Consider the following 20634-nt stretch of genomic DNA (forward strand, 5'->3'; position numbering starts at 1 on the left):
TTTTAAGTTATAGCCATTTGTCAGTGTCGAAAATCGCACTATCAAAGGTTGCGAGTCTTTCACTGTCACATGCGTCGCCAATCCCATTGCCATTGCTGTCCAACTGGTTTTCATTACTTAGGTACGGACAGTTGTCATCAGCATCAAGCACGAGATCATTGTCATCGTCAGGATCTTTATTGTCTCCGTTTCCATCCTCATCGTTATCGTATTGCTCAGTAGGATCGTCTATAAATGCATCTGTATTATCGCCTACGCCATCTTCATCGGTATCGTACTGCTCTGTAGGGTCGTCTTTAAATGCATCTGCATTATCACCGACACCATCTTCATCGGTATCGTATTGCTCGGTAGGATCGTATTTAAATACATCAGTGTTATCACCGACTCCATCTTCATCGGTATCGTACTGCTCAGTAGGGTCATCTTTAAATGCATCTGCATTATCACCTACACCATCTTCATCGGTATCGTACTGCTCAGTAGGGTCGTTTTTAAATGCATCTGCGTTATCACCTACACCATCTTTATCGGTGTCATACTGCTCAGTAGGGTCATCTTTAAATGCATCTGCGTTATCACCTACACCATCTTCATCAGAATCTATATGCTCACTGCTATTGAGTGGGAACATATCATTCTCATCGTCAAATCCGTCATTATCTGTGTCGCCGTCACCATCATTTTCAACTGGTATAAAGTCATTGCCATCAGTAATTACGGTTTCATTCGCCTTCAGTTCCTTCACAACACTGGATACTTCAGTCAATTCACTGTTGGTGTCGAAGTACCCTGTTTCGGAGAATGTAGACATAGCTTTTTCGGTAGTCTCCGGCATCAACCCACATGCCACGAGGTTTTTTGCCTTATTCGCTACGATTTCACTTGCGGTGTAGTCACTTAAAATATCCTCTTCTGAAATATTCAACTTTTCAGATACGTCGCTTAGCGCCTCTTCCTTTGAGGCTCCCGTAGTGTCCATATCTAATTTAACAAGGGTTGATAACGGGGTAATATTGGTTTCACCCGCCGGCGCTGTCATCACAAAGTCATAGCTTATGGTTTTATCGGGGTTATCGAGATCAATAGTTACGCCCTTCACCGCTTTAACGACCACAGAATAAGATTCGTAATTATCTATCCCAGACACATCCAATTCAGCAACACCACCATCGCCACTATCCGCTTTTGGCTCACCTTCATCCCAAATAAAGTTTGGAGTAGTGTCCAACCACACAACAGCACCTTTCAAGTAACCATCAATAGCCTTCACTTCCATAACTGAACCTTGAGAGGCAATGGTTGATGTTCCACCACTGTCAGAACAAGCCGACATAAAGAAGGTAGATATGACCAGTGCAAGCACTTTTTTATCCATAACATGCACTCCATTCTTACTATTCCAATTGAGCGTATGCAACCAATAACCATACTTCCAGCATGGTCTTTATGCTAATTGATTTAAATCAAATAATGTCTTACTTATTAATTTGTTAATGATTCGCTTATAAAGTAGGCACATAAAATGCTATACGGTTACTATCTTATTATTGTGGGGGATGTTTAAGCTGTTTGCGCAAGCATTCGACAACCATCATTTATAGATTTATTGAGTTCGAGCCTTGGTTGACTACTGCCTGTCTGGCATTATGCACTCGTGAAATCCTAAGCAGTAACAGAGCAACTAGGTAATAAACGGTTTAGCATAAGCGCAGGTAATCAGTGATAAAAAACAGCCAACAATTAAGTAACAGTTACGATGAACATGGTTACTTTGTTATTAGAAATTATTTCGATGAAGCGCAGATTGCATCACTGAGAAAAGTCGTACTTAAATTCCATGAATCTTGGAAAGCTGACAATGAAGAGTTCTATCAAGAAGAAGCATTTAACTCATCTTTAATTACGGGAAGCGAATACTTGCCCGACGATGATAGAAGCGTACTTTTTGACTTCATAAGCTCAAAAAAAGTGATGGAAGTCGTTGATGCAGTGATACCAAACAACCCTGCATTCATGAATACCCAGCTGTTCTTCAACCCTGTAAACCCAAAACAAAAAGATTTTTGGCATCGTGATTGCCAATATGACTACGACATTGATGATCAGATGAAAGTGATACTTGAAACCCAAGTATTGCATCTGCGCGTGCCTATTTTTGATGAACCGGGCATGGAGCTCATCCCCGGAACGCACAAGCGCTGGGACAATGAAGAAGAGTATGATGTTCGCCAAGAAGTGAATGGCAAAGTAAGCAGCGATGATATTTCTGGAGGTCTGCAGATTCCGTTAGCAGCAGGCGACTTATTAGTATTTTCAGCAGATATGATCCATCGAGGTCGATATGGATTGGATCGTTTAGCGCTAGATATTTTGATCTTTGATTCGGCGGCGGATTACGTCGACTACGTTGACGATGATTGCTTACCTACTCAATCAATGCTGGATAACATTTCCGATCCTAGGTTATTCATGAACACACTCCATCTAAAATCGATGTTGTGCGCGTAGTGTGTAAATACCCGGAGAAGCACTAATTAATCGTGGTTCTTTGAATTGAAGATTCAAGCTAACCTTTTGATCTGACCAGCCATAAACCTCACTTATTAATTGACTTATAGGTTAATTATCGATTATTGCTTACATATTTATCACTAATCATACGGAAGAAATATGTGCACACGGATTCTAAACAACATTAATCGAAACCACGTTACAGTCGGACGAAATATGGACTGGGAGTTTCCTCTAGAACCTACAGTAGTCTATACCCCAGCCAGTGGTGAACGGTTCGGTATGAGTGTTCGAGAGGTTAAAAAGGTTAACGACAAATCTCCGACTATACCGCTAGAAAAGGATAATGTATTAGCTTGGGATATTAAGTACGCTAGCCTTTCGACGATGATAGGAAATGAAAGCGACGGTTATGGTTTTTGTGATGGTATGAATGACCAAGGCTTAGTCGCTAATGCTCTCTACGACACGAATTGCAGCTTCGGTGTTAACCAAAATGAAAAGCAAAAAGGGCTAAGTATATTGCGGTGGGGGCAATATATTCTGGATAGTTTCGCAAATGTTCAACAGGCGGTTAGCTCTTTATCTGACCCGAAGATCTATTTATACGGTGGATTGGTCCCTGGTGACGATTTTTCACCAGCAACGTTACATATAGCTATCTCCGATAGAAATGGGAACTCAGCCATTCTTGAAGTACATAACAGTGAAATCAAGATATATGAGAATGATAACTATACGGTAATGACTAACCAACCAGATTACCCTACACAATTAAAAATGATGGACTACTGGTTATTTCAATGGAATAAGCCAGACATCTTCAATTCAACTGATGAACACAGCGCATTAGCAGAAAACCACATTCGAAACCCCCACCCTGTGTTTAGTGTCCCCGGCGGATATACTTCAGTACAACGTTTTGAAAGAGCATGCTTCTATCGTTATATGTACAATCAGCAAGCCTCGGGGGTTGACCCAGTCGCTCAAGTTCGCTCAATGGTTGCAACTTGCAATGTACCTCAGGCTTTTGAGGAGCTTTACCCACATAACTTATTAGAAAAAATAGAGAAAAGGCTCGGATACTCTGTTAACTCTTACACTCTCTGGACCAACATTAGTGACTCAAAACAACTACGCTACTATTTGATGGATAACCTTTCCGTTCAGTCTCTATGGTTTGATTTCAACCCACCTAGATCTGAGTGCTACGCCTTAGTTGTAGACAAATCACTTAAAAACTCGGGCATTATGGGCTTAGCTAACTCTGCGATGAAAACGAGAATAGCTCCACCATTTAGCGACTATAAGTAAATTAACCGCTATGAATAAACAGTTTTACTACTCTGAGAAAGCTGCAACATGAAAGCAATTTTTACCTGAGTTTTTTGCTTGATAAAGCGCTTCATCAGCACGGCGAAAAGAGTCGTTTTTCATAGCCTTATGATGAAGCGCTACACCACAACTGACAGTCACAGGCCGATCAACACCAAAATCATAGTTAGCAATGGTGGTTTGAATTATCGTCATTTTCCGCTCTATAACCGAGTAATCCTCAACTTCAAAAGCAATAAGGAATTCCTCACCGCCCCAGCGACCGACTTCGCCCTTACTTCCGACCATACGCTCTAGAATACGGGCTACTTGGATTAATATCTGGTCACCAACATCATGACCGTAGTCATCATTGATGCTCTTAAAGTCATCCACATCCGCAATCGCTAACCAGTGCACTTTATTAGGTTCAAGCAATAAAGCTTCCATATGGCGACGGTTAAATAATTGAGTCAACATATCTGTATGAGAAAGAGTGTGGAGCTTTCGATTTGATTCTTGCAATAAGATCAGCGTTTTTCGACGAGCTGAATCATAAAAATAAGCAATGGAAAATAAAAACAAATAGATGACTGAAAGGTGAATAAAGCTAATCGTAGTAAACAAAGCTGGTGGCCAATTATGCATATCCGTCAAACAGATATAAGCAACAATCGAGAAAGTTAAGACGCTAATCAAGGACCCGGCTTTGTAACCTAAGACAAATACAGCAACGACTGGCGTTAATAATGAGAATGCCAACGCGAACTCTCGGTGCCCTGTACCTATTATAAATAATAGGCTAACAGTGGTCATGACGGCCACCATTGTAGTTGCCGCAAGTTTGGCACTGCGGCTCTGCCACAGCCAAAAATAAGCAAGTAGACAAAAAGCTAAAGCAGCTACTTCAATTGAAGCTAGTAAAGGGTTTAAAATTACAAATAGGTTGTAATAAATAAAAAAAGACAGCACGCAAGACAAAATACTCAAAGATGCGAAAATAAAGACGCGTTCTCTAAATTCTTCATGAGTTCGACTCACCCCAAGCCACTTTTCTAATCCTTTAGTTAGCACTATGGTTCACATCATTGTTATTTATAATGCTAACAATATACCTTAATACCTAGGTATCGCCATTATTACGCAAAATTAAATCTAAAAGTGTTCACTATAACCAGCATCACACTCAGTATACCAAGTACCTCCTGCAACTCTCTTTAACTATGTTAATCACAAGCATGGAAATCCAGCCCAAAAGCCTCTCAGCACCACTTACCTTTAAATGTGAGATGCTCACAACAAGATGCCCATCATCGTCTCAAGGATAATTTGCGGTGTATCGCAATAGTACTGAGTTCCTATAGAAAATTACGGTGAGATACGTTGATATCAACCCCATAAGCGATGATATAAAAGGGAGTGAATATGAGTAACAAAGTGTCGAATTTTTCAGTGCAAATCCCCATCAACCCTGAGTTTGATAAAATGCAGGATCAAGTCAAAGAAAAGCTCTATGACTATAATCACGCTCGACCTTCACAACACTCTCTGCGCCGTCAATTGCTCGAAGAGATTTTGGGAAGCTCAGGTGGAGCGAACATTTTGTCGCCATTTTACTGTGACGTAGGAAAAAACATTCACTTTAAGCAAGGTGGCTTTGTTAACACAGGAGTGAAAATCCTTGACCTCGCCCCTGTAAAAATTGGTGAGTATGTCCAAATTGGTCCCGACGTGATCATTAGTACTGCAGGGCATCCTATTGATCTCGCCGAGCGAGTAAAACCCGTTGCGACCGCAAACCCTATAACCATAGGGGACAATGTTTGGATAGGGGCTGGAGCCATAATTTTGGATGGTGTAACCATTGGAAACCGTTGCGTCATTGGTGCAGGAAGTGTTGTGAATAAAGATATTCCAGCAGATTCCGTGGCGGTAGGTATCCCTTGTAAGGTAGTGAAGTCAATTAAACAAAGCCCAATGCCAACGGAAGAAGAGCTGCATCAGATGTGGAAGCCAATGATGGAAGCAAACCAATAATTCATAGTTTTTCTATCAATAGTTAATAGATCTTCTATCAAGAATCCACCGTTTTTCCTCTACCCATAATTTGAATCGGCGTGAAAATATGACCATAGGGCTTCGTGATTTTCAGTAGTTGTAAATGTGAGAAGTTGTAAATGTCAGGAATTGTAAATAGATGCTGATTTCTTAGGTAAGATTATCGTTAACTGTTTTTTTTCCGCACTGTTCACAGATGCTATGACGCGAAAAATCATCCATAGAGGCTTCAAATGCGCCAACGAAAAGACTTTTCACAAAACCTTTCAAGAAGCCTGTTGTTTTGCTTTTTTCTGGTTCATCGCGCACCAAAATGACGATATGTTTTGTTTTTATTGAACATTGAGAACAGTAATGAATCTCTTCACTTTTGAGCATAATACACATCCAACAGAATCTAATTGAGTAGAGGACATTAGTAAACTTTCGCTAAGCTAACATAGAAACCAGTTTACTCTATTCTAGAGTTAAATCGCTAATAACACTGACAATAACATACCAAAACTAATGAATCAGATTGTGAAGAGAATCACCATTTTCGATTTAATAATATCGAATTAACCTGGAAGCTATTCATTCAGTTAAAACCATTTTTTCCAGTAAAAATATGCGCCGAGCAGCCCAGTACAACCTACACAAATACCTACAACGATCCAAAATGCAGCGCCATTTTCTATCCCTGGCATTCCTCCTACGTTTACTCCCATAAGACCTGTAAAGAAACCAAGGGGGAGAAAAATAGCGGCAACAACAGTTAAAACGTAACTACGATTATTTAGCTGTTCTGACACTCTGCTAAGCAATTCCTCTTTCACCATTGTGGCCCGTTCCTTTATAGTATCAACATCCTCAACATACCGAACTTGCTTATCTGCAATGCTACGTAAGGCTAGCCGGTCAATATCATCCAGCCAATTTAGAGGCTCTAATACTAATTTATTTAAGGCTTCTCTTTGGGGAGCGATATAACGCCGAATACCAACACATTGCTGCTTTACTCTTAGCAATGTAGAACGTAGTTCACTAGGTTCATCAACAAAGAGGGCTTCTTCAATTTCCGATACGTTATCTTCTAAGAGATTAATCGTGTCATTCATCCTTGTAACAATACGGTCTGCCCAACAAACAAGTAAGCCACTCGTAGATATAGGTCCCGACTTATCTTCTAAGCTAGCTAATACATCTTGGGTCGAGGTCAACACCCTTTTTCTTGTACTAATCAGAGTTTTTCCATTTGCCCAAACTCTCACTGACACCATATCTTCTGGGTTTTCGCCCCTATTTAGGTTTACCCCCCTCAAAACAAGAAGCAAGTTGTTATCTCGAGTAAGAGCATGAGGGCGATTTTCAGGGCTAAGCAAGCCATCGACCGCAATCTCATTCAGCCCGCTGCAGTCTCTAATCCAGTTTTGTGCTTCAATGTCGCTATAATCGAAATGCAACCAAAGCCCTAATTGTTCGCAGCTTAAACCATTGACCTCTGACCAACTCAACTGTTGGCTCCCGCCGGAACCATCTAGCAACATTGCGTGTATGAATCCACTCGGTTCTTTTTCTGAATAGACAAACTGAGACATATTTTTCCTCATAACCAATGTAAAAAACCATTCCTACTTCAATATGCATGGCTATCGATCTTAGAGATAACTCTTTCTCTAGTTAGATGGAAGATAGAATCATTAAAATAGGAAAATGTGTTGTCATGAATAACGAATTACAGTAACCGATTTTTATACTGTTCAGGCGTTTGATTGGCGTATTTTTTGAACATTGAAATGAAGGGGCTAGCTTGGTTGTAACCTAGCGTTAGCGCTACTTCTTTTACCGACTGCCCATTTCTTAGTAAGTCCATTGAATATAAATAACGCACTCTTAATCGCCATTCAGTAAAGCTCATTCCTAGCTCGCTTTGACAGTGCCGAGACAGCGTTCTTTCCGTGGTATGCACTCGTTCAGCCCAATCCCGTAGTGATACATCTTCCGTTGGGTTCTCTTCTATTGAAGCTAAAATAGGCGCTAAGTATTTGTTGTCGGTAGAGGGTAAAAAGTGGTGCTCAACTTGCTGTTCCGCCAGTTGATCCAACAAGACTTGAACCAACCGCTGATCTTGATTGCTTTGAGCTACATTGATTTCTCGATGACGAAAATCATCAATAATGGACGATACGATTGGCGTGACCTTAATAAGGCTGGCTTTATTAGGAAGATGTTGAGTCAACTCATGGGCAATATTCAAAGAACAGTAATCCAAAGGCTTTCGGTTATAGCTACAGTGGGTTACTCCTGCGGGTACCCAAATGGCTAAGTGAGGCGGTGCTAAAAAACGAGTCCCTTCCGCTTCCATTTCAAGGATCCCGCCACTGATCAGTTGTACTTGCCCCCAAGGGTGGCTATGAACTCGCGTTTCAGTGTTAGAAAGAAACGCCTCAAAGTTCATAAATACATTAGATGGTGCTTTATCAATCGATAAAGATGGGTGAAGGTTTCTTCTCGTTTTGCTCAAACTTGTCTTCCTATCGCGCTCAATGTCTTTTAAAAGATATCTGTAACTATAACGACCTGTCAAACTCTCTTGGTCACCATAATTTGCGATGGAATTCACATGCACTATCTACTGCCATTTTTTACAGTTTGTATCTGGGGAGCGAATACCATCGTGAATAAGATGGCGGCTTCTGTCATCGAGCCCAGTGCTATGAGTTTCTATCGCTGGTTTGTCGCGATGCTAATCCTAACACCCTTCTGTGTTCACTCTGTTATTAAGCAATGGTCTGTAATACGCCCTAACTTACCTAAACTCGCTTTTCTTGCTTTGTTAGGCATGGCTTTGAATCAATCTTTAGGTTATTACGCAGGGTTAACGACCACCGCTTCAAACATGGCGTTAATCACCTCACTCGTGCCGCTAGTGAGCATATTTATCAGTGTGCCATTACTAAATAAGTCGATTTCAGGGTTAAGTATGCTGGGGGGAATTGTATCGCTGGGCGGTCTGGCTTTTATGCTAGGAAAGGGAGACCCACTATTTTTCTTGGATCAAAAGATCACCCAAGGCGATGGGTTTATGCTTATTTCCATATTCGTTTACGCTTCATACTGCGTATTACTTAAACGTTGGAAAATGCCAATCAGCAACTGGGTCGTCATATACGTTCAAGTGGTTTTCGCTGTGCTAATGCTTGCGGTGCCATGGTTAACAAGTGATCACTTACTACCACCGAAAGAAGCGTTACCATTAATTACTTACGCGGCAATTGCAGCTTCGGTACTAGCGCCATGGATGTGGGTAAAATCGATTAACGCGATAGGGGCAGACTCTAGCGCCATGTTCATGAATTTAATCCCTGTGATTGCGATAACTTTAGCCGCAACTTTGCTTGGAGAGACACTCGAAGTGTTCCATTTATTGGGAGGTGTGATGGTTATTCTAGGCGTCATTCTTGCTCAGCTGAAACTGACTAAACGATTTTCTAGCTAGCGGCGTGGCTTCAGTCTGGCTAACTGGCTAACTGGCTAACTGGCTAACTGGCTAACTGGCTAACTGGCTAACTGGCTAAGCATGATGCAAAACCGAGAAACTGATTGAGCAAAAAATAAGGCAAGAGAAACTCTTGCCTTTATATTGAATCACGCGATCAGATGATACGTTAGCTAACGTTCACAATTATGCGACTCGATATTGAGAGTCTAAAACACTGACCCCGAGCCCGCTTTTCTTGGTCACTTTAAGCTGAACGGGGATACGTTCTTTCATTGCTTCAATGTGGCTGATTACCCCGATCATTTTCCCAGAAGCATTCAAGTTATCTAACGCATCCAAAGCAATATCGAGGGTTTCAGCATCTAAGGTGCCAAAGCCTTCATCTAAGAATAATGAGTCGATACTAGTTTTATGGCTCACTAAGTCAGATAGAGCAAGCGCCAGCGCTAAACTGACTAAGAAGCTTTCGCCGCCAGATAAGGTTTTCGTGTCTCGCACTGCATCCCCTTGCCACGTATCCAGTACAGAAAGCTCTAAGCCTTCTCCACCTCTACGTTGTAAAAGATAACGACCGTGTAATCGCTCAAGTTGCTGATTAGCAAGATACACAAGATTATCTAACGTCAGACCTTGTGCAAAAGTACGGAACTTATCGCCTTTCTGAGAGCCAATCAAAGAGTGAAGGTATTGGATATCATCAAACTCTTTGCGGTACTGTTCAATTTGATCAAATAAATCTCTCTGACTCGTTCGGCGCTTTTCATCAGATTCTAACTCATTGCTCAGCTCACCTTGCTTCTTCGCAAGGTTATCAACGGTTTCTTGCAGTTGTTCAAGTTGAGTCGATACGTCATCTAACTCAACCTTGCGCCACTCCTCCGCTTGGGGTTCAAGATCAAGCTTGCTAATATTCGCCATCGCAGCATTAACCACAGCTTGGCTGCCTTCAATACGTTTTTCTAACTGAGTTTTCAGAAGCACTAATCTTTCTCGTTCCGGCTCAATCAATAACGACGCTAAAAACTCGTCTTCATCTTGAATCGAACTCTCAGAAAGTTTTAGCTGCCAGTTTTCAAGTTTTTCCGTCACAGCAATTTGAGCTTGCTGGATGTTTCCTGCCAACATATTAATTTCAGCCGTAACGGCATCCAATTCAGATTGCACTTGCTGCGTTGTAGCCAAAACCGCTTGCTTGGCTTGCTCATGAGTGGTGACTCGTTTAGTGCTTAAATCACGCTCTTGCTCTACCGATTTATCTTGGAATAAGTCACTACGCTCGCCCTTCAATTGCAGTAATTGCTCAGTAGTATTTTTCACCAGCTTATCTTGTTCAGCCGTTGATTCCGTCAGCTCATTCAACTTTTCATTGAGCGTTAACGTATCTTTTTTCAAATCAGATAGTTGCTGCTGGTAAATGGTCAATGACTGGTTCGCAGCTTTCCATTGATTGGCATCTTCATGTTTCTGGTTAAACCATGCATCAAGAGCCACGCCTTCTTCTATTATGAAGCCAGTATTTTGAATGCTACTTCTCAGTTCAGACTCTAACTGAGATAACTCTAACTGTGCCTTTTCTGTTTGTTCTTTAAGGCTTGTTAGTTGCTGCTGGGAGGCTTCAACTTTTTGATTATCTAATTGATACTGAGACTGTAAATTCTGAACAGAAAGAAGCATCTGATTCTTCTCATCTGAAGTCGCTTGAACAAGCGCTTCGGCTTTATGTAATTGCTCTAGCTGTTGAGTGAGCGATTCTTTTTGATCTCTAAGTTGCTGCATCAAAATCTGAATCGCGCCAGATTCAGTGATCGGCAAATCTATTTTTTGCGGTACACACTGCTGTTGCCAGTGATTCATTGCCGATTCGATTTGTTCGTTCAGCCACACTTCGCGCGCTTCGAATTCCGTTTGTTGGCGAGTCAAGGTATCCAGTTCATTACGAATATCGCGACCTTGCTGCTCTACTTTTTCTAGCCCAAGTTCTGCTTGCTGTAGCTGTTCATGCAACTCTTCATCATGAGTCATACCCTCCACGTCATCAGAAGCGACAGCTTTAGGGTGCTCCAATGCACCACATAAAGGGCACTCTTCCCCATCCACTAATTGAGCGCGATAATGGGCTAAGTGCCCTTCTTGCGTAATCAATTGTTTAGTCGATGCGACCAGTAATTTTTGAGACTGATAATGACCAAGTAACTGTTCTCGTTTTTCTTCAAGTTGCTTTTTCGTTTGCTTTGCTTCTTGAAGCCAGAAGTGTTTTTGCTGCTGCTCTGTTGTGAACTGAACCCAATTAGATTGGATACTTAACAGTGGAACTTCCAACGCTAATTGTGCAGTTAACGCGCCCAACTCACGTTCTAAAGACGATTTGTTATGGACAAGCAATAATGCATTTAAGCTTTGGCTCGCGGCATCGTGCTTTAGAGTTACGTCACTTTGTTGTTGCTCAGCAGCCTGTAGTTTCAATTTACTTTGGGCTAATAAGCCCGTTTGGTCTTCACACTGCTTGCTTGTCATAAGAACATTGCGTTGTAGCTCAGAAACCGTCAGCTGTCCTTTCTGGCATTGGCTGTGTTGTGCTTTCCAACCTTGTAGTTGAACTTCAACATTTTCATCATTTGAATGCTGTTCAAGGTATTGAACTTGCTTGTCTAACTGTGAGTTGAGACTTGTGGTTTGCTCATCCGTATTTTTCAAAGACACTTGAATTTGAGCCAAAGAACTTAACAATGAAGACTGTTTCGAAGCTTCAACCTGACTCTGCTTTTCTAGTTGTGCAATTTGACCATCAAGCGGCACAACCTTTTGATTGATTAGATTTTCTTGTTCAAGATGACGTTGCTTTTCTTGCTCTAAATTGGTGTCAGCCGTTGTTAACTCTCGGCTTTTTTCATCAAATGAGGCTTGCGTAGCAATTAGCTGTTCGCTCTTAGCTTGGTTCTGTTTTTCTAAACACGTTAACTGACGTCCAGATTCTTGCCACAAAGTATGAGGAGTTCGAAGCTTTTCAGCAGGTTCACTTTTAGCTAACTTTTCCATCTCTGAAGCTGAATTTTCTAGCGCTGTTTTTGCCCCAGTAAACTCGGTTTCAGCTTGGCTCAATTCAAGGCTAAGTTTTTGATGTTGGTTCCACCAGTTTTTATGCTCAGTTAAAGCCAGCAGGGTCTGCTTATTTGCCTTTTGTTGAAGCATTAAGTCAGACAGATCTTGAGTAAATGCTTCTATTTGCTCTGAAGTCAGTAACTGAACGCCTTCAGCCTGAGATTCCAGCTGCGCTAAACCTTGCTTCGACTGGCTATATTGTTTGTGTACACCTTCTGAGATCAAACCGTAAATTTCAGTTCCGGTCAGCTCTTCTAATAATTCAGCTCGTTCAGACTCTTTAGCATTAAGAAAGGCGGCAAACTGACCTTGGGAAAGCATCATTGACTTAGTAAATCGGGCAAAATCTAAGCCCGTTAAGGACTCAACCAGCTCTGATTTTTTCTTAATTTGGGTGGCAAGCACTTTGCCAGATTCAACCTCTGCAAGCTCTACTTGTGCAGATTGTAAATTGCCGTCTAGCTTTCCTCTTGAACGGCGCATGCTCCAAAATGATCGATACGCTTTGCCTTTCACTTCAAACTCAACTTCCGAAAAACACTCCGCTGTGCCTCTGGTCATAATTTCGTTGTTGGACGTTGAAATAGCGCCAAGCCTTGGTGTGTTGTGATACAAACCCAAACATATCGCATCGAGCAGGGTCGTTTTACCTGCGCCTGTCGCACCCGTAATTGCAAATAATCCGTTATCGACAAATGGGGATTGGGTAAAATCTATTTTCCACTCGCCCTTGAGTGAATTTAGGTTACCAAAGCGTAAGGTTAATATTTTCATTCTGCTGAATCCTTATGCTCAATGTCCGACACAATTTGTTTAAAAGTCTGAGTAATTCGTTCTTTGCGATTTTGCTGATCTTCACCTTCAAACACTTCAAGTTCTAAGCGTTTTGAAAACACATCAAACGGCGTTAATTCAGCCAAAGTCTCATTGTTTTGTTGGCTCAAAGAAGCCGAATAGTTTTCACGTGCACGGCGTAATTGAAGTACTTCAATGTTGGTGCCTTCGACCATGTCTTGTATGCGGTTCTGCAAATCAGATAGGTAATCTTGTACTTTCACTTCAACCGATACCCATACGTTCTCTTCCGAATAGTCGGTTGCTAATTCCTTTAGTTTGCTTTCGACTTCTTGTAAGTCTCCTTTCACACTCTCCATCGCTTGAAATCTAGGGACAGAAATCGTTTCAATTACACTGACTTTATCTGCTTCAAATTCAACCATCACAACCTGTTTCTCTGACTTTAATTCATCAAAACTCAATGGAATAGGCGACCCGCTGTAACGAATATGCTGCTTCTTCGCCACAATTTGAGGGCGGTGAATATGCCCCAATGCAATGTAGTCCGCTGGCGGAAAACCTTTTGCATCAAAGCCATCGAGGGTTCCAATATAAATATCACGGACAGATTCCGACGTAGTAACACCAAGTGCGGTTAAGTGCCCAGTAGCAACTATTGGGATAGAAAGCTGATTAGACTGTCTCATTTCATTCGCGTGGTCATACAGGGAATGATAGTGCTGAGAAATAGCCTGACCCAACGCTTGCTGTTTGTCTGCGCCTGACTCACCCGCCTGACTGCTGACGACATCCCTCGCTCGAACAAAAGGCACGGCACATAGGTATGCCCCAACCTTATCTTTGTTCATTAATGGAATGATTTGCGAATCTAAATCATCACTCGTATTCGCGATAACATGGGTATTCAAACATGCTAATAACTGTTTAGACTCATTCAATGTTGAAACGGAATCGTGGTTACCACCAAGTACCACCAACTGACACCCTAATTGATTCAAGTCCACGACAAACTGGTTATACATTTCTCTGGCATAACTAGGTGGAGCGCCAGTATCAAACACATCTCCTGCGACAATAACGGCATTAATATCAAAAGCGGTGACTTGCTTAAGTAGCCATTGAATGAAAAGTTGATGCTCGTTTTTACGGCTTTTGGTAAAGAAATTTTGACCAAAATGCCAATCGGAAGTATGGAGAATGCGCATAGAAAACACTGTCTGATTTAAGTGGTTTAATTGTGCCAACTAAATCTAGTAGTGAAAAGGAAATCTCTGCTTTAATTCTTATGTCGTTAGGTATATTGTTTCTATTAAGTAACTGACTTGTTAATCAATAAAATATAATAATTAGGAACAGTGTATGAGCGGTAGTCAAAACAGACTAAGCGGTAAACGCGATGTCACTTTACGCTTTTTAGCAGAACCAGGGGATGTGAACTTCGGCGGTAAAGTACACGGCGGCGCAGCAATGAAATGGATCGATTTAGCCGCTTACGCATGTTCTGCGGGTTGGAGTGGTAAATATTGTATTACTGCTTACGCTGGGGGAATTCGTTTTGTTGCACCTATTCATGTAGGCAACCTTGTTGAAGTAAGTGCCAAAGTTATTTATACCGGTTCTTCTTCTATGCATATCGCAATCGATGTTCAAGCTAGCGACCCTAAAGAACTTAACAATCGATTGACGACTCACTGCATCGTTATCATGGTTGCTGTTGATGAAAATGGCTCACCAACTAAGGTGCCAGAATGGATACCTGAGACCGATGAAGATATTGAACTTCGTGATTCTGCGATTCGCTTAATGAACATGCGTAAACAGATTGGCGAAGAGATGGAAGCTCACGTTAAGTATCTAAAATAACTGCCTCTCATAAGCACTCTCAGTTAAGCAGTTTAGATAAAAACAACATCTAAATGCTCAACATTGAATCTAAATGATAAAACCTAGCTCATTCTCTTTTTACTTACTTTCATAGAGAAAAATCCAAGGGCTGGGTTTTATTTACTGACGACATGACTAGCGACTCTTCATTAGATCATCTTAAACCGTCGTATATTTTTAATCGTATTTTATAATCAACCACACTCACACCTATCGGTTGTTGAGCGATTTATACACTTTTCCTTCCATTCTTTTACAGAATATCGACTCTGAACACTTTTTAAACTGCCGTGTAATATATTCGTCATTTTGCTTTGCTTAAATGCCACTTCTAATAATGGACTTGCCTATATTCAGGAGTAACCCTTGAGCATCACACGCACCACGCTAAGCGAATCAACTCTCAACAATTTAAAAGCAGTGGAATATCAGTGGGTTCGAACATTGTATGTGGAAGGTTATAATAGCGATGAGATCAATCACTATATTCAAGCTTGTTTTGGCGGGGATAACACCTTTGCTGATCTCTTTCGTAAAGTCGCGTTAAATCAAGAAAGTATCTATGTTTTGCTACAGCACCAAGGGTGTGCTCCCTCTAATCGAGAGTTTTAAAGTAGCTAGAATAACTATTTCTGAATCAGTCGGATTATATTCCAAAAGATCAAATACCGCTTAATTTACGGTCTTCTTACGCTTAATAATGAATCCGATTAGGGTCTCCACTTTGCAGGTCGAAAGCTTGGCTTAATCAGACACTCCCTTCTTACAATACAACACCTTGCTCATGCATCATTTTGTACATGTAATGAGCTTCTGTTACATCTTAATCGTTGAACTCTCACGCAGCTCAGAATGAGTATTGTATTAATAGAACTGCCCTTCTCTATACTCAAATCCATCAACTTGACCTCTATTGATAATTTAGTTTCCAACGACTATTTATTAGCTAAAGTGATTTTAGAGTAGGCATAAAAAAACCCAAGCATCTGCTTAGGTTCTGGTTACAAATCACTATTAATGGTTAACGGCGTAAGGAACCTCATTAATAGCTAGCTATGCGTAACACTAGAGTTACTCTTATTACTGATCAGCGGCCAAACCAAATAGTGTAATAAGAATGCCAATTAAGAGCGACCTATAGGGTCGCTCTTATTATTATCACTATAGCTTATCCTTTTACCCCACCCGCAGTCAAACCACCAACTAACCAACGCTGTGCAAGTAAGAATACTGCTGTAATTGGTAGTGCTGAAAGTACGGCTGCTGCTGCGAAGTCACCCCATAAGTAGTTTTGTGGGTACAAGTACTGCTGCATGCCTACTGCTAATGTGTAAGAGTTAACATCTGAAAGCAGAAGAGACGCAACTGGTACTTCACCAACCACACCGATGAAAGACAGAATAAACACAACCGCTAGAATCGGCACTGAAAGTGGTAATAATACCAGTTTGAATGCTTGCCACGGTGTTGCTCCATCCAGAGCTGCCGCTTCTTCTAATGAGTTATCAATGGTTTCGAAGTAGCCTTTAATCGTCCAAACATGCAGTGCGATACCGCCTAGGTAAGAGAAAATCAAACCACCATGCGTATTCAGCCCAAGAAATGGAATGTATTGACCTAACTTGTCAAACAACGCGTAGATTGCAACCAAAGCCAACACTGCTGGGAACATTTGGAAAATCATCATCGCTTTCAAGATAGTTTCTTTACCTTTAAAGCGCATACGAGCAAATGCATAAGCCGATGTCGTTGACAGTGAAACGATTAGGATAGACGTGATACCCGCTACCTTAATTGAGTTCCATAACCAAGTTAATACTGGGAATGGAGGAGGCGTAACACTACCATCCGCGTTCGTTACCGACATTCCTAACGCTAGTTTCCAGTGCTCCAAAGATGGATTCTCAGGAATCAAGCTACCTGTCGCGAAGTTACCTTCACGGAAGGAAATCGCAATGATCATAAGTAGTGGAAAAATAATCATCGCTAGGAAACACCACAAAGCGATATGCGTTGCCCACACACGGTATTTAAGGTTTTTACCTTGCACCATAGCCATTGTCTTGCTCCTTAATCTTGAGACAGTTTAGTGAAACGTAGGTTCAGTAGTGCTAGTCCACCAACCAATAGGAAAATCAGAGTAGCAATGGCACTTGCTAGGCCGAAGTCTTGACCGCCGCCGCCTTCAAATGCGATTCGGTATGTGTAGCTTACTAGTAGATCCGTGTAACCTGCTGGCTCAGAAGTACCAATCATGTTTGGACCACCATTCGTCAACAATTGAATCATTACGAAGTTGTTGAAGTTAAACGCGAACGCAGCAATAAGAAGCGGTGTTAACGGTTTAATCATCAGTGGGAAAGTCACGTGACGGAAGTTATCAATGAAGTTAGAGCCATCAATAGCTGACGCTTCATACAAATCATCAGGAATCGCTTTTAGCAGACCCATACAAAGAATCATCATGTAAGGGAAGCCAAGCCATGTGTTAACCATCAACACCATTGTTTTCGCTAGAATTGGGTCTGAGAACCAGTTAGGGCTTAAGCCGAAGATAGCTTCAAGCACCATGTTGATTTCACCAAAACTTTGGTTAAACAAACCTTTAAAGATAAGGATTGAGATAAATGCAGGTACAGCGTAAGGCAGAATCAGTAATACACGATAAACACCTCGACCTTTAAGCTCTTCCCACTGCACAATATTTGCCAGTACCAAACCAATAGCGAGTGTTAAGCCAACCGTCAATATTGAGAAGACAACCGTCCAGATAAAGATGCTAATGAAAGGTTCTTTAATACCATCATCTTTCCATACACGCTCAAAGTTATGAGTACCAATACCGACAACGAACCCTGGTGATATTGTGTTACCAATAAAGCTGCCGTTTTCATCAACAGGCTGATAGAAACCCACATCCATATTAGGTTTCAGTACTTCACCAGTTTCGTTATTCAGTAATGTTTCCCCATCTTCTTGCACGGTATACAACGGCGCTACAGAAGCAAACTTACGTAAGCCACTCATGCGGATGTCTTCACCCGTTGGAAGATGGAAATCAATGCCGCTCAACGTCGCTTTATTTTGAATGATCGTTTTGATCTTTTCTTTGCTACCTTGAGAAGCTTCAATTAGAGATAAATCCATGTCCGACGCTGATAAGCCTTCCAAAGAGAACTCATCTGTCGCTAATAATTGTTCACCATCTTTCACTACAATTTGGTGACCGTTATCAGTCTTGTACAGTGTAAATGGGAAGCTATCTCCGCTTTGGAATGTACGGTCAAGCAATACTGTTTGCGTACGTTCAAGCGTAAGTTGGTTCTTTGCACTGTAGTTAGTGAAGGCTAGTCCGACGGTATATGCCAATGGGAAAAGAATGAATAGGATCATTCCGGCAATACCTGGGTAAATGTAACGGTGGGCGTAAGTTTTCTTACTACCAAAAATGTAAAGTGCCAGAGCCGTTAGAATCACCGTCAGCAACGCAAAAGCGAGCTCACCGCGAGAATACATAAGAATAGTAGCGTAGCCATTGATTAAGCCTACGGTACCAAGCGCTCCCCATTTGATGAAGACGCTTTTACTACCGGGAAGGCTCGCTGGTGCTGAGATAGCATCTGTACCTTGAACTGACTGCATAGAGGAACCTGCTAGCGATATATAAAATTTAAGAAAGTAAGGAGAGGTTACCCCCTCCTTAAAAGTTTTTTTCGTTTAATGTTTTTTGTTACTTAGTCATTCGAGCTTCAGCAGCTTCTAGTGCTTGGTTTACGTTTTGACGACCGTCAACTACGTTACCAATTGCTTCTTCCATGCTGTACCAGAATGTTGTGAACTGAGGAATGTTCGGCATGATTTCACCGTTCATTGCGTTGTCCATTGTTGCAGCGATACGAGTGTCGCTATCTAGTTGACGTTGGAAAGAGTTTAGAGCAACAGCGCCAAGTGGCTTGTCGTCATTTAGGCTCTTCATACCAGCATCTGTTAGAAGGTAGCTTTCCATGAACTCAACCGCTAAGTCTTTGTTTGGAGAAGCAGTGCTGATACCACCAGCCCAAACGCCAACGAATGGTTTAGACGCTTTACCATTGAACTTAGGAAGCGTGGTAACACCGTAGTCTACGCCTGCTTTTTCAATGTTTGACCAGCCCCAAGGACCGTTGATCGTCATTGCTACGTTACCCGCAACAAATTCAGACTCAGCAACTGAGTAATCCATGTCTGCTGAAATTACTTTGTCTTTTACCATCTTCTCGATGAAGCCAAGAGATTTTTGAACACCTTCAGTTGCAACACCAGCATCTTTAATGTCGTAGCCTTCAGCAATTTGCTTAAATGCGTAACCGCCGTCAGCTGCTAGAAGTGGCCATGTGAAGTATGCGCCGCCACGTAGTGGCCACATGATAGCTTTCTTGCCTTGCTTTTGTAGCTCAGCATTAAGAGCTGGAACTTCTTCCCACGACTTAGGTGGGTTTGGAACCAACGCTTTATTATAAATAAGTGAAACAGACTCTACCGCTACAGGGTAAGCAATTGTTTTGCCTTTATACGCCACAGCATCCCATGCAAAATCTACGATACCTTCTTTAATTTCTTTTGAAGGTTTGATATCAGCAAGAAGACCCGCTTCTGCAAAACCGCCAAAACGGTCATGTGCGTAGAAGATCATGTCCGGACCGTCGCCAGCAGCTGCAACTTGTGAGAATTTCTCTTCTAGTTTATCTGGGAACGCGACAGTTACTTTTACGCCAGTGTCTTCTTCAAAACGTTTACCGACCTCTGCCATTCCTTCGTAAGCTTTATCGCCACCAACCCAAATAGTCAGTTGACCTTCTTCGATAGCAGCATTAGCACCAAAAGAACCCAGTGCAACTAGTGTACCTAGTGCGACAGCGCTTAGAGCGTTTTTCATGTTCATATCCTTTTTATATTTATACGTAGGGCATATCACTAAGGATGAGCCAAGTTTCGATGCTTATGATCTGAGAAAACAAGGGTTCAATCATCATCCTAGCGACTACGCCCTTGCTATTATGGCCTAATTTCGTGATCACCATCCGGTAACGTTAGAGACCGAAATCACAAAACAAATACTCACCGTGATCAACATCACCGTTATGCGGTAAATTTATTTGAAGTGGATCGCCATTTCTCAATAATCCTATTTATCTACTCCTCCCCTACTACTCCCCCCAGTAAATATCTCATTAGGAGGATGCGCCTTCCCCTTAATTCCCTGAAACTGCATCCATCCAAGAGTGGATAGTAAGAACCCTTTTACCAGCAGTTTCATTTAAGATGCACAATAGGCAACTTAAATGCAGTATGTTGGTTTGCATTGCCCGTATTCACCTATGAGCATCAAACTAAGCTAGTGAAGCTTTCACGGGGGAGGTTTAGTTTGATGTGGGGGAATAGATGAGTGTTTGGCTATGATGGGTGAAGCTTAACGAGCCAGTTAAGATTCACCCATTTTTTCTTAC

16 protein-coding genes are annotated in these 20634 nt (G+C 41.7%); 6 read left to right on the plus strand and 10 right to left on the minus strand.

Going from position 1 to position 20634, the window contains the following annotated elements:
* Positions 1 to 7 precede the first annotated feature (7 nt).
* Positions 8 to 1378 carry a thrombospondin type 3 repeat-containing protein gene (locus F0226_RS03270; RefSeq protein ID WP_171734274.1) on the minus strand — a complete coding sequence of 457 codons (1371 nt, stop codon included), beginning with the start codon at positions 1376 to 1378 and terminating at the stop codon, positions 8 to 10.
* A gap of 344 nt (positions 1379 to 1722) precedes the next feature.
* On the opposite strand from F0226_RS03270, the gene F0226_RS03275 reads away from it, so the two are divergent.
* Both F0226_RS03275 and F0226_RS03280 read left to right on the plus strand, forming a co-directional pair.
* Entirely contained in the window at positions 1723 to 2511 is a 789-nt protein-coding gene (locus F0226_RS03275) for a phytanoyl-CoA dioxygenase family protein (RefSeq protein ID WP_171734275.1), read from the plus strand.
* A gap of 162 nt (positions 2512 to 2673) precedes the next feature.
* Positions 2674 to 3828, plus strand: coding sequence for a linear amide C-N hydrolase (locus F0226_RS03280; protein WP_171734276.1), 1155 nt, complete (start codon positions 2674 to 2676; stop codon positions 3826 to 3828).
* Positions 3829 to 3855: 27 nt separating this feature from the next.
* Here the strand turns inward: F0226_RS03280 and F0226_RS22735 are convergent, their stop codons facing one another.
* The gene (locus tag F0226_RS22735) at positions 3856 to 4902 is read right to left on the minus strand and encodes a GGDEF domain-containing protein (protein WP_171734277.1); all 1047 of its coding nucleotides are present in this window, start codon (positions 4900 to 4902) and stop codon (positions 3856 to 3858) included.
* A gap of 351 nt (positions 4903 to 5253) precedes the next feature.
* On the opposite strand from F0226_RS22735, the gene F0226_RS03290 reads away from it, so the two are divergent.
* A complete protein-coding gene (locus F0226_RS03290) occupies positions 5254 to 5865 on the plus strand; it encodes a sugar O-acetyltransferase (RefSeq protein ID WP_171734278.1) in 612 nt (203 codons plus the stop codon).
* 171 nt (positions 5866 to 6036) lie between these two features.
* On the opposite strand, the gene F0226_RS03295 is transcribed toward F0226_RS03290, so the two are convergent.
* From F0226_RS03295 to F0226_RS03305, 3 genes are all read right to left on the minus strand, one after another.
* Positions 6037 to 6264, minus strand: a complete 228-nt coding sequence (locus F0226_RS03295; protein WP_171734279.1) for a hypothetical protein — start codon at positions 6262 to 6264, stop codon at positions 6037 to 6039.
* Between the two features lie 203 nt (positions 6265 to 6467).
* Positions 6468 to 7463, minus strand: coding sequence for a zinc transporter ZntB (locus F0226_RS03300; protein ID WP_171734280.1), 996 nt, complete (start codon positions 7461 to 7463; stop codon positions 6468 to 6470).
* A gap of 137 nt (positions 7464 to 7600) precedes the next feature.
* The gene (locus F0226_RS03305) at positions 7601 to 8389 is read right to left on the minus strand and encodes a helix-turn-helix transcriptional regulator (protein ID WP_171734281.1); all 789 of its coding nucleotides are present in this window, start codon (positions 8387 to 8389) and stop codon (positions 7601 to 7603) included.
* 99 nt (positions 8390 to 8488) lie between these two features.
* Here F0226_RS03305 and F0226_RS03310 point away from each other — a divergent pair, with 99 nt between their 5' ends.
* Entirely contained in the window at positions 8489 to 9364 is an 876-nt protein-coding gene (locus F0226_RS03310; RefSeq protein ID WP_171734282.1) for a DMT family transporter, read from the plus strand.
* Positions 9365 to 9550: 186 nt separating this feature from the next.
* On the opposite strand, the gene F0226_RS03315 is transcribed toward F0226_RS03310, so the two are convergent.
* Together F0226_RS03315 and sbcD are read right to left on the minus strand one after the other, a co-directional pair.
* A complete protein-coding gene (locus F0226_RS03315; RefSeq protein WP_171734283.1) occupies positions 9551 to 13240 on the minus strand; it encodes an SbcC/MukB-like Walker B domain-containing protein in 3690 nt (1229 codons plus the stop codon).
* On the minus strand, positions 13237 to 14469 hold the full coding sequence (sbcD, locus tag F0226_RS03320) for an exonuclease subunit SbcD (protein ID WP_171734284.1): 1233 nt from the start codon (positions 14467 to 14469) through the stop codon (positions 13237 to 13239). The genes F0226_RS03315 and sbcD overlap by 4 nt, the downstream gene beginning before the upstream one ends.
* A gap of 154 nt (positions 14470 to 14623) precedes the next feature.
* On the opposite strand from sbcD, the gene F0226_RS03325 reads away from it, so the two are divergent.
* A complete protein-coding gene (locus tag F0226_RS03325) occupies positions 14624 to 15127 on the plus strand; it encodes an acyl-CoA thioesterase (protein ID WP_171734285.1) in 504 nt (167 codons plus the stop codon).
* Between the two features lie 387 nt (positions 15128 to 15514).
* Positions 15515 to 15760, plus strand: a complete 246-nt coding sequence (locus tag F0226_RS03330) for a hypothetical protein (RefSeq protein WP_171734286.1) — start codon at positions 15515 to 15517, stop codon at positions 15758 to 15760.
* Between the two features lie 556 nt (positions 15761 to 16316).
* On the opposite strand, the gene malG is transcribed toward F0226_RS03330, so the two are convergent.
* The 3 genes from malG to malE form a co-directional block, all read right to left on the minus strand.
* Positions 16317 to 17207: a maltose ABC transporter permease MalG gene (gene malG / locus F0226_RS03335; RefSeq protein WP_137371974.1), complete on the minus strand. Its 891-nt coding sequence runs from the start codon at positions 17205 to 17207 to the stop codon at positions 16317 to 16319.
* An 11-nt stretch (positions 17208 to 17218) separates the two neighbouring features.
* Positions 17219 to 18790 (minus strand): maltose ABC transporter permease MalF, encoded by a 1572-nt coding sequence (gene malF, locus F0226_RS03340; protein WP_171734287.1) that lies wholly within the window; start codon positions 18788 to 18790, stop codon positions 17219 to 17221.
* Positions 18791 to 18878: 88 nt separating this feature from the next.
* A complete protein-coding gene (gene malE / locus F0226_RS03345) occupies positions 18879 to 20063 on the minus strand; it encodes a maltose/maltodextrin ABC transporter substrate-binding protein MalE (protein ID WP_171734288.1) in 1185 nt (394 codons plus the stop codon).
* Positions 20064 to 20634 lie beyond the last annotated feature (571 nt).

This window comes from Vibrio sp. 99-70-13A1 (assembly GCF_013114625.1).
In the GTDB taxonomy this organism is placed as follows: Bacteria; Pseudomonadota; Gammaproteobacteria; order Enterobacterales; family Vibrionaceae; genus Vibrio.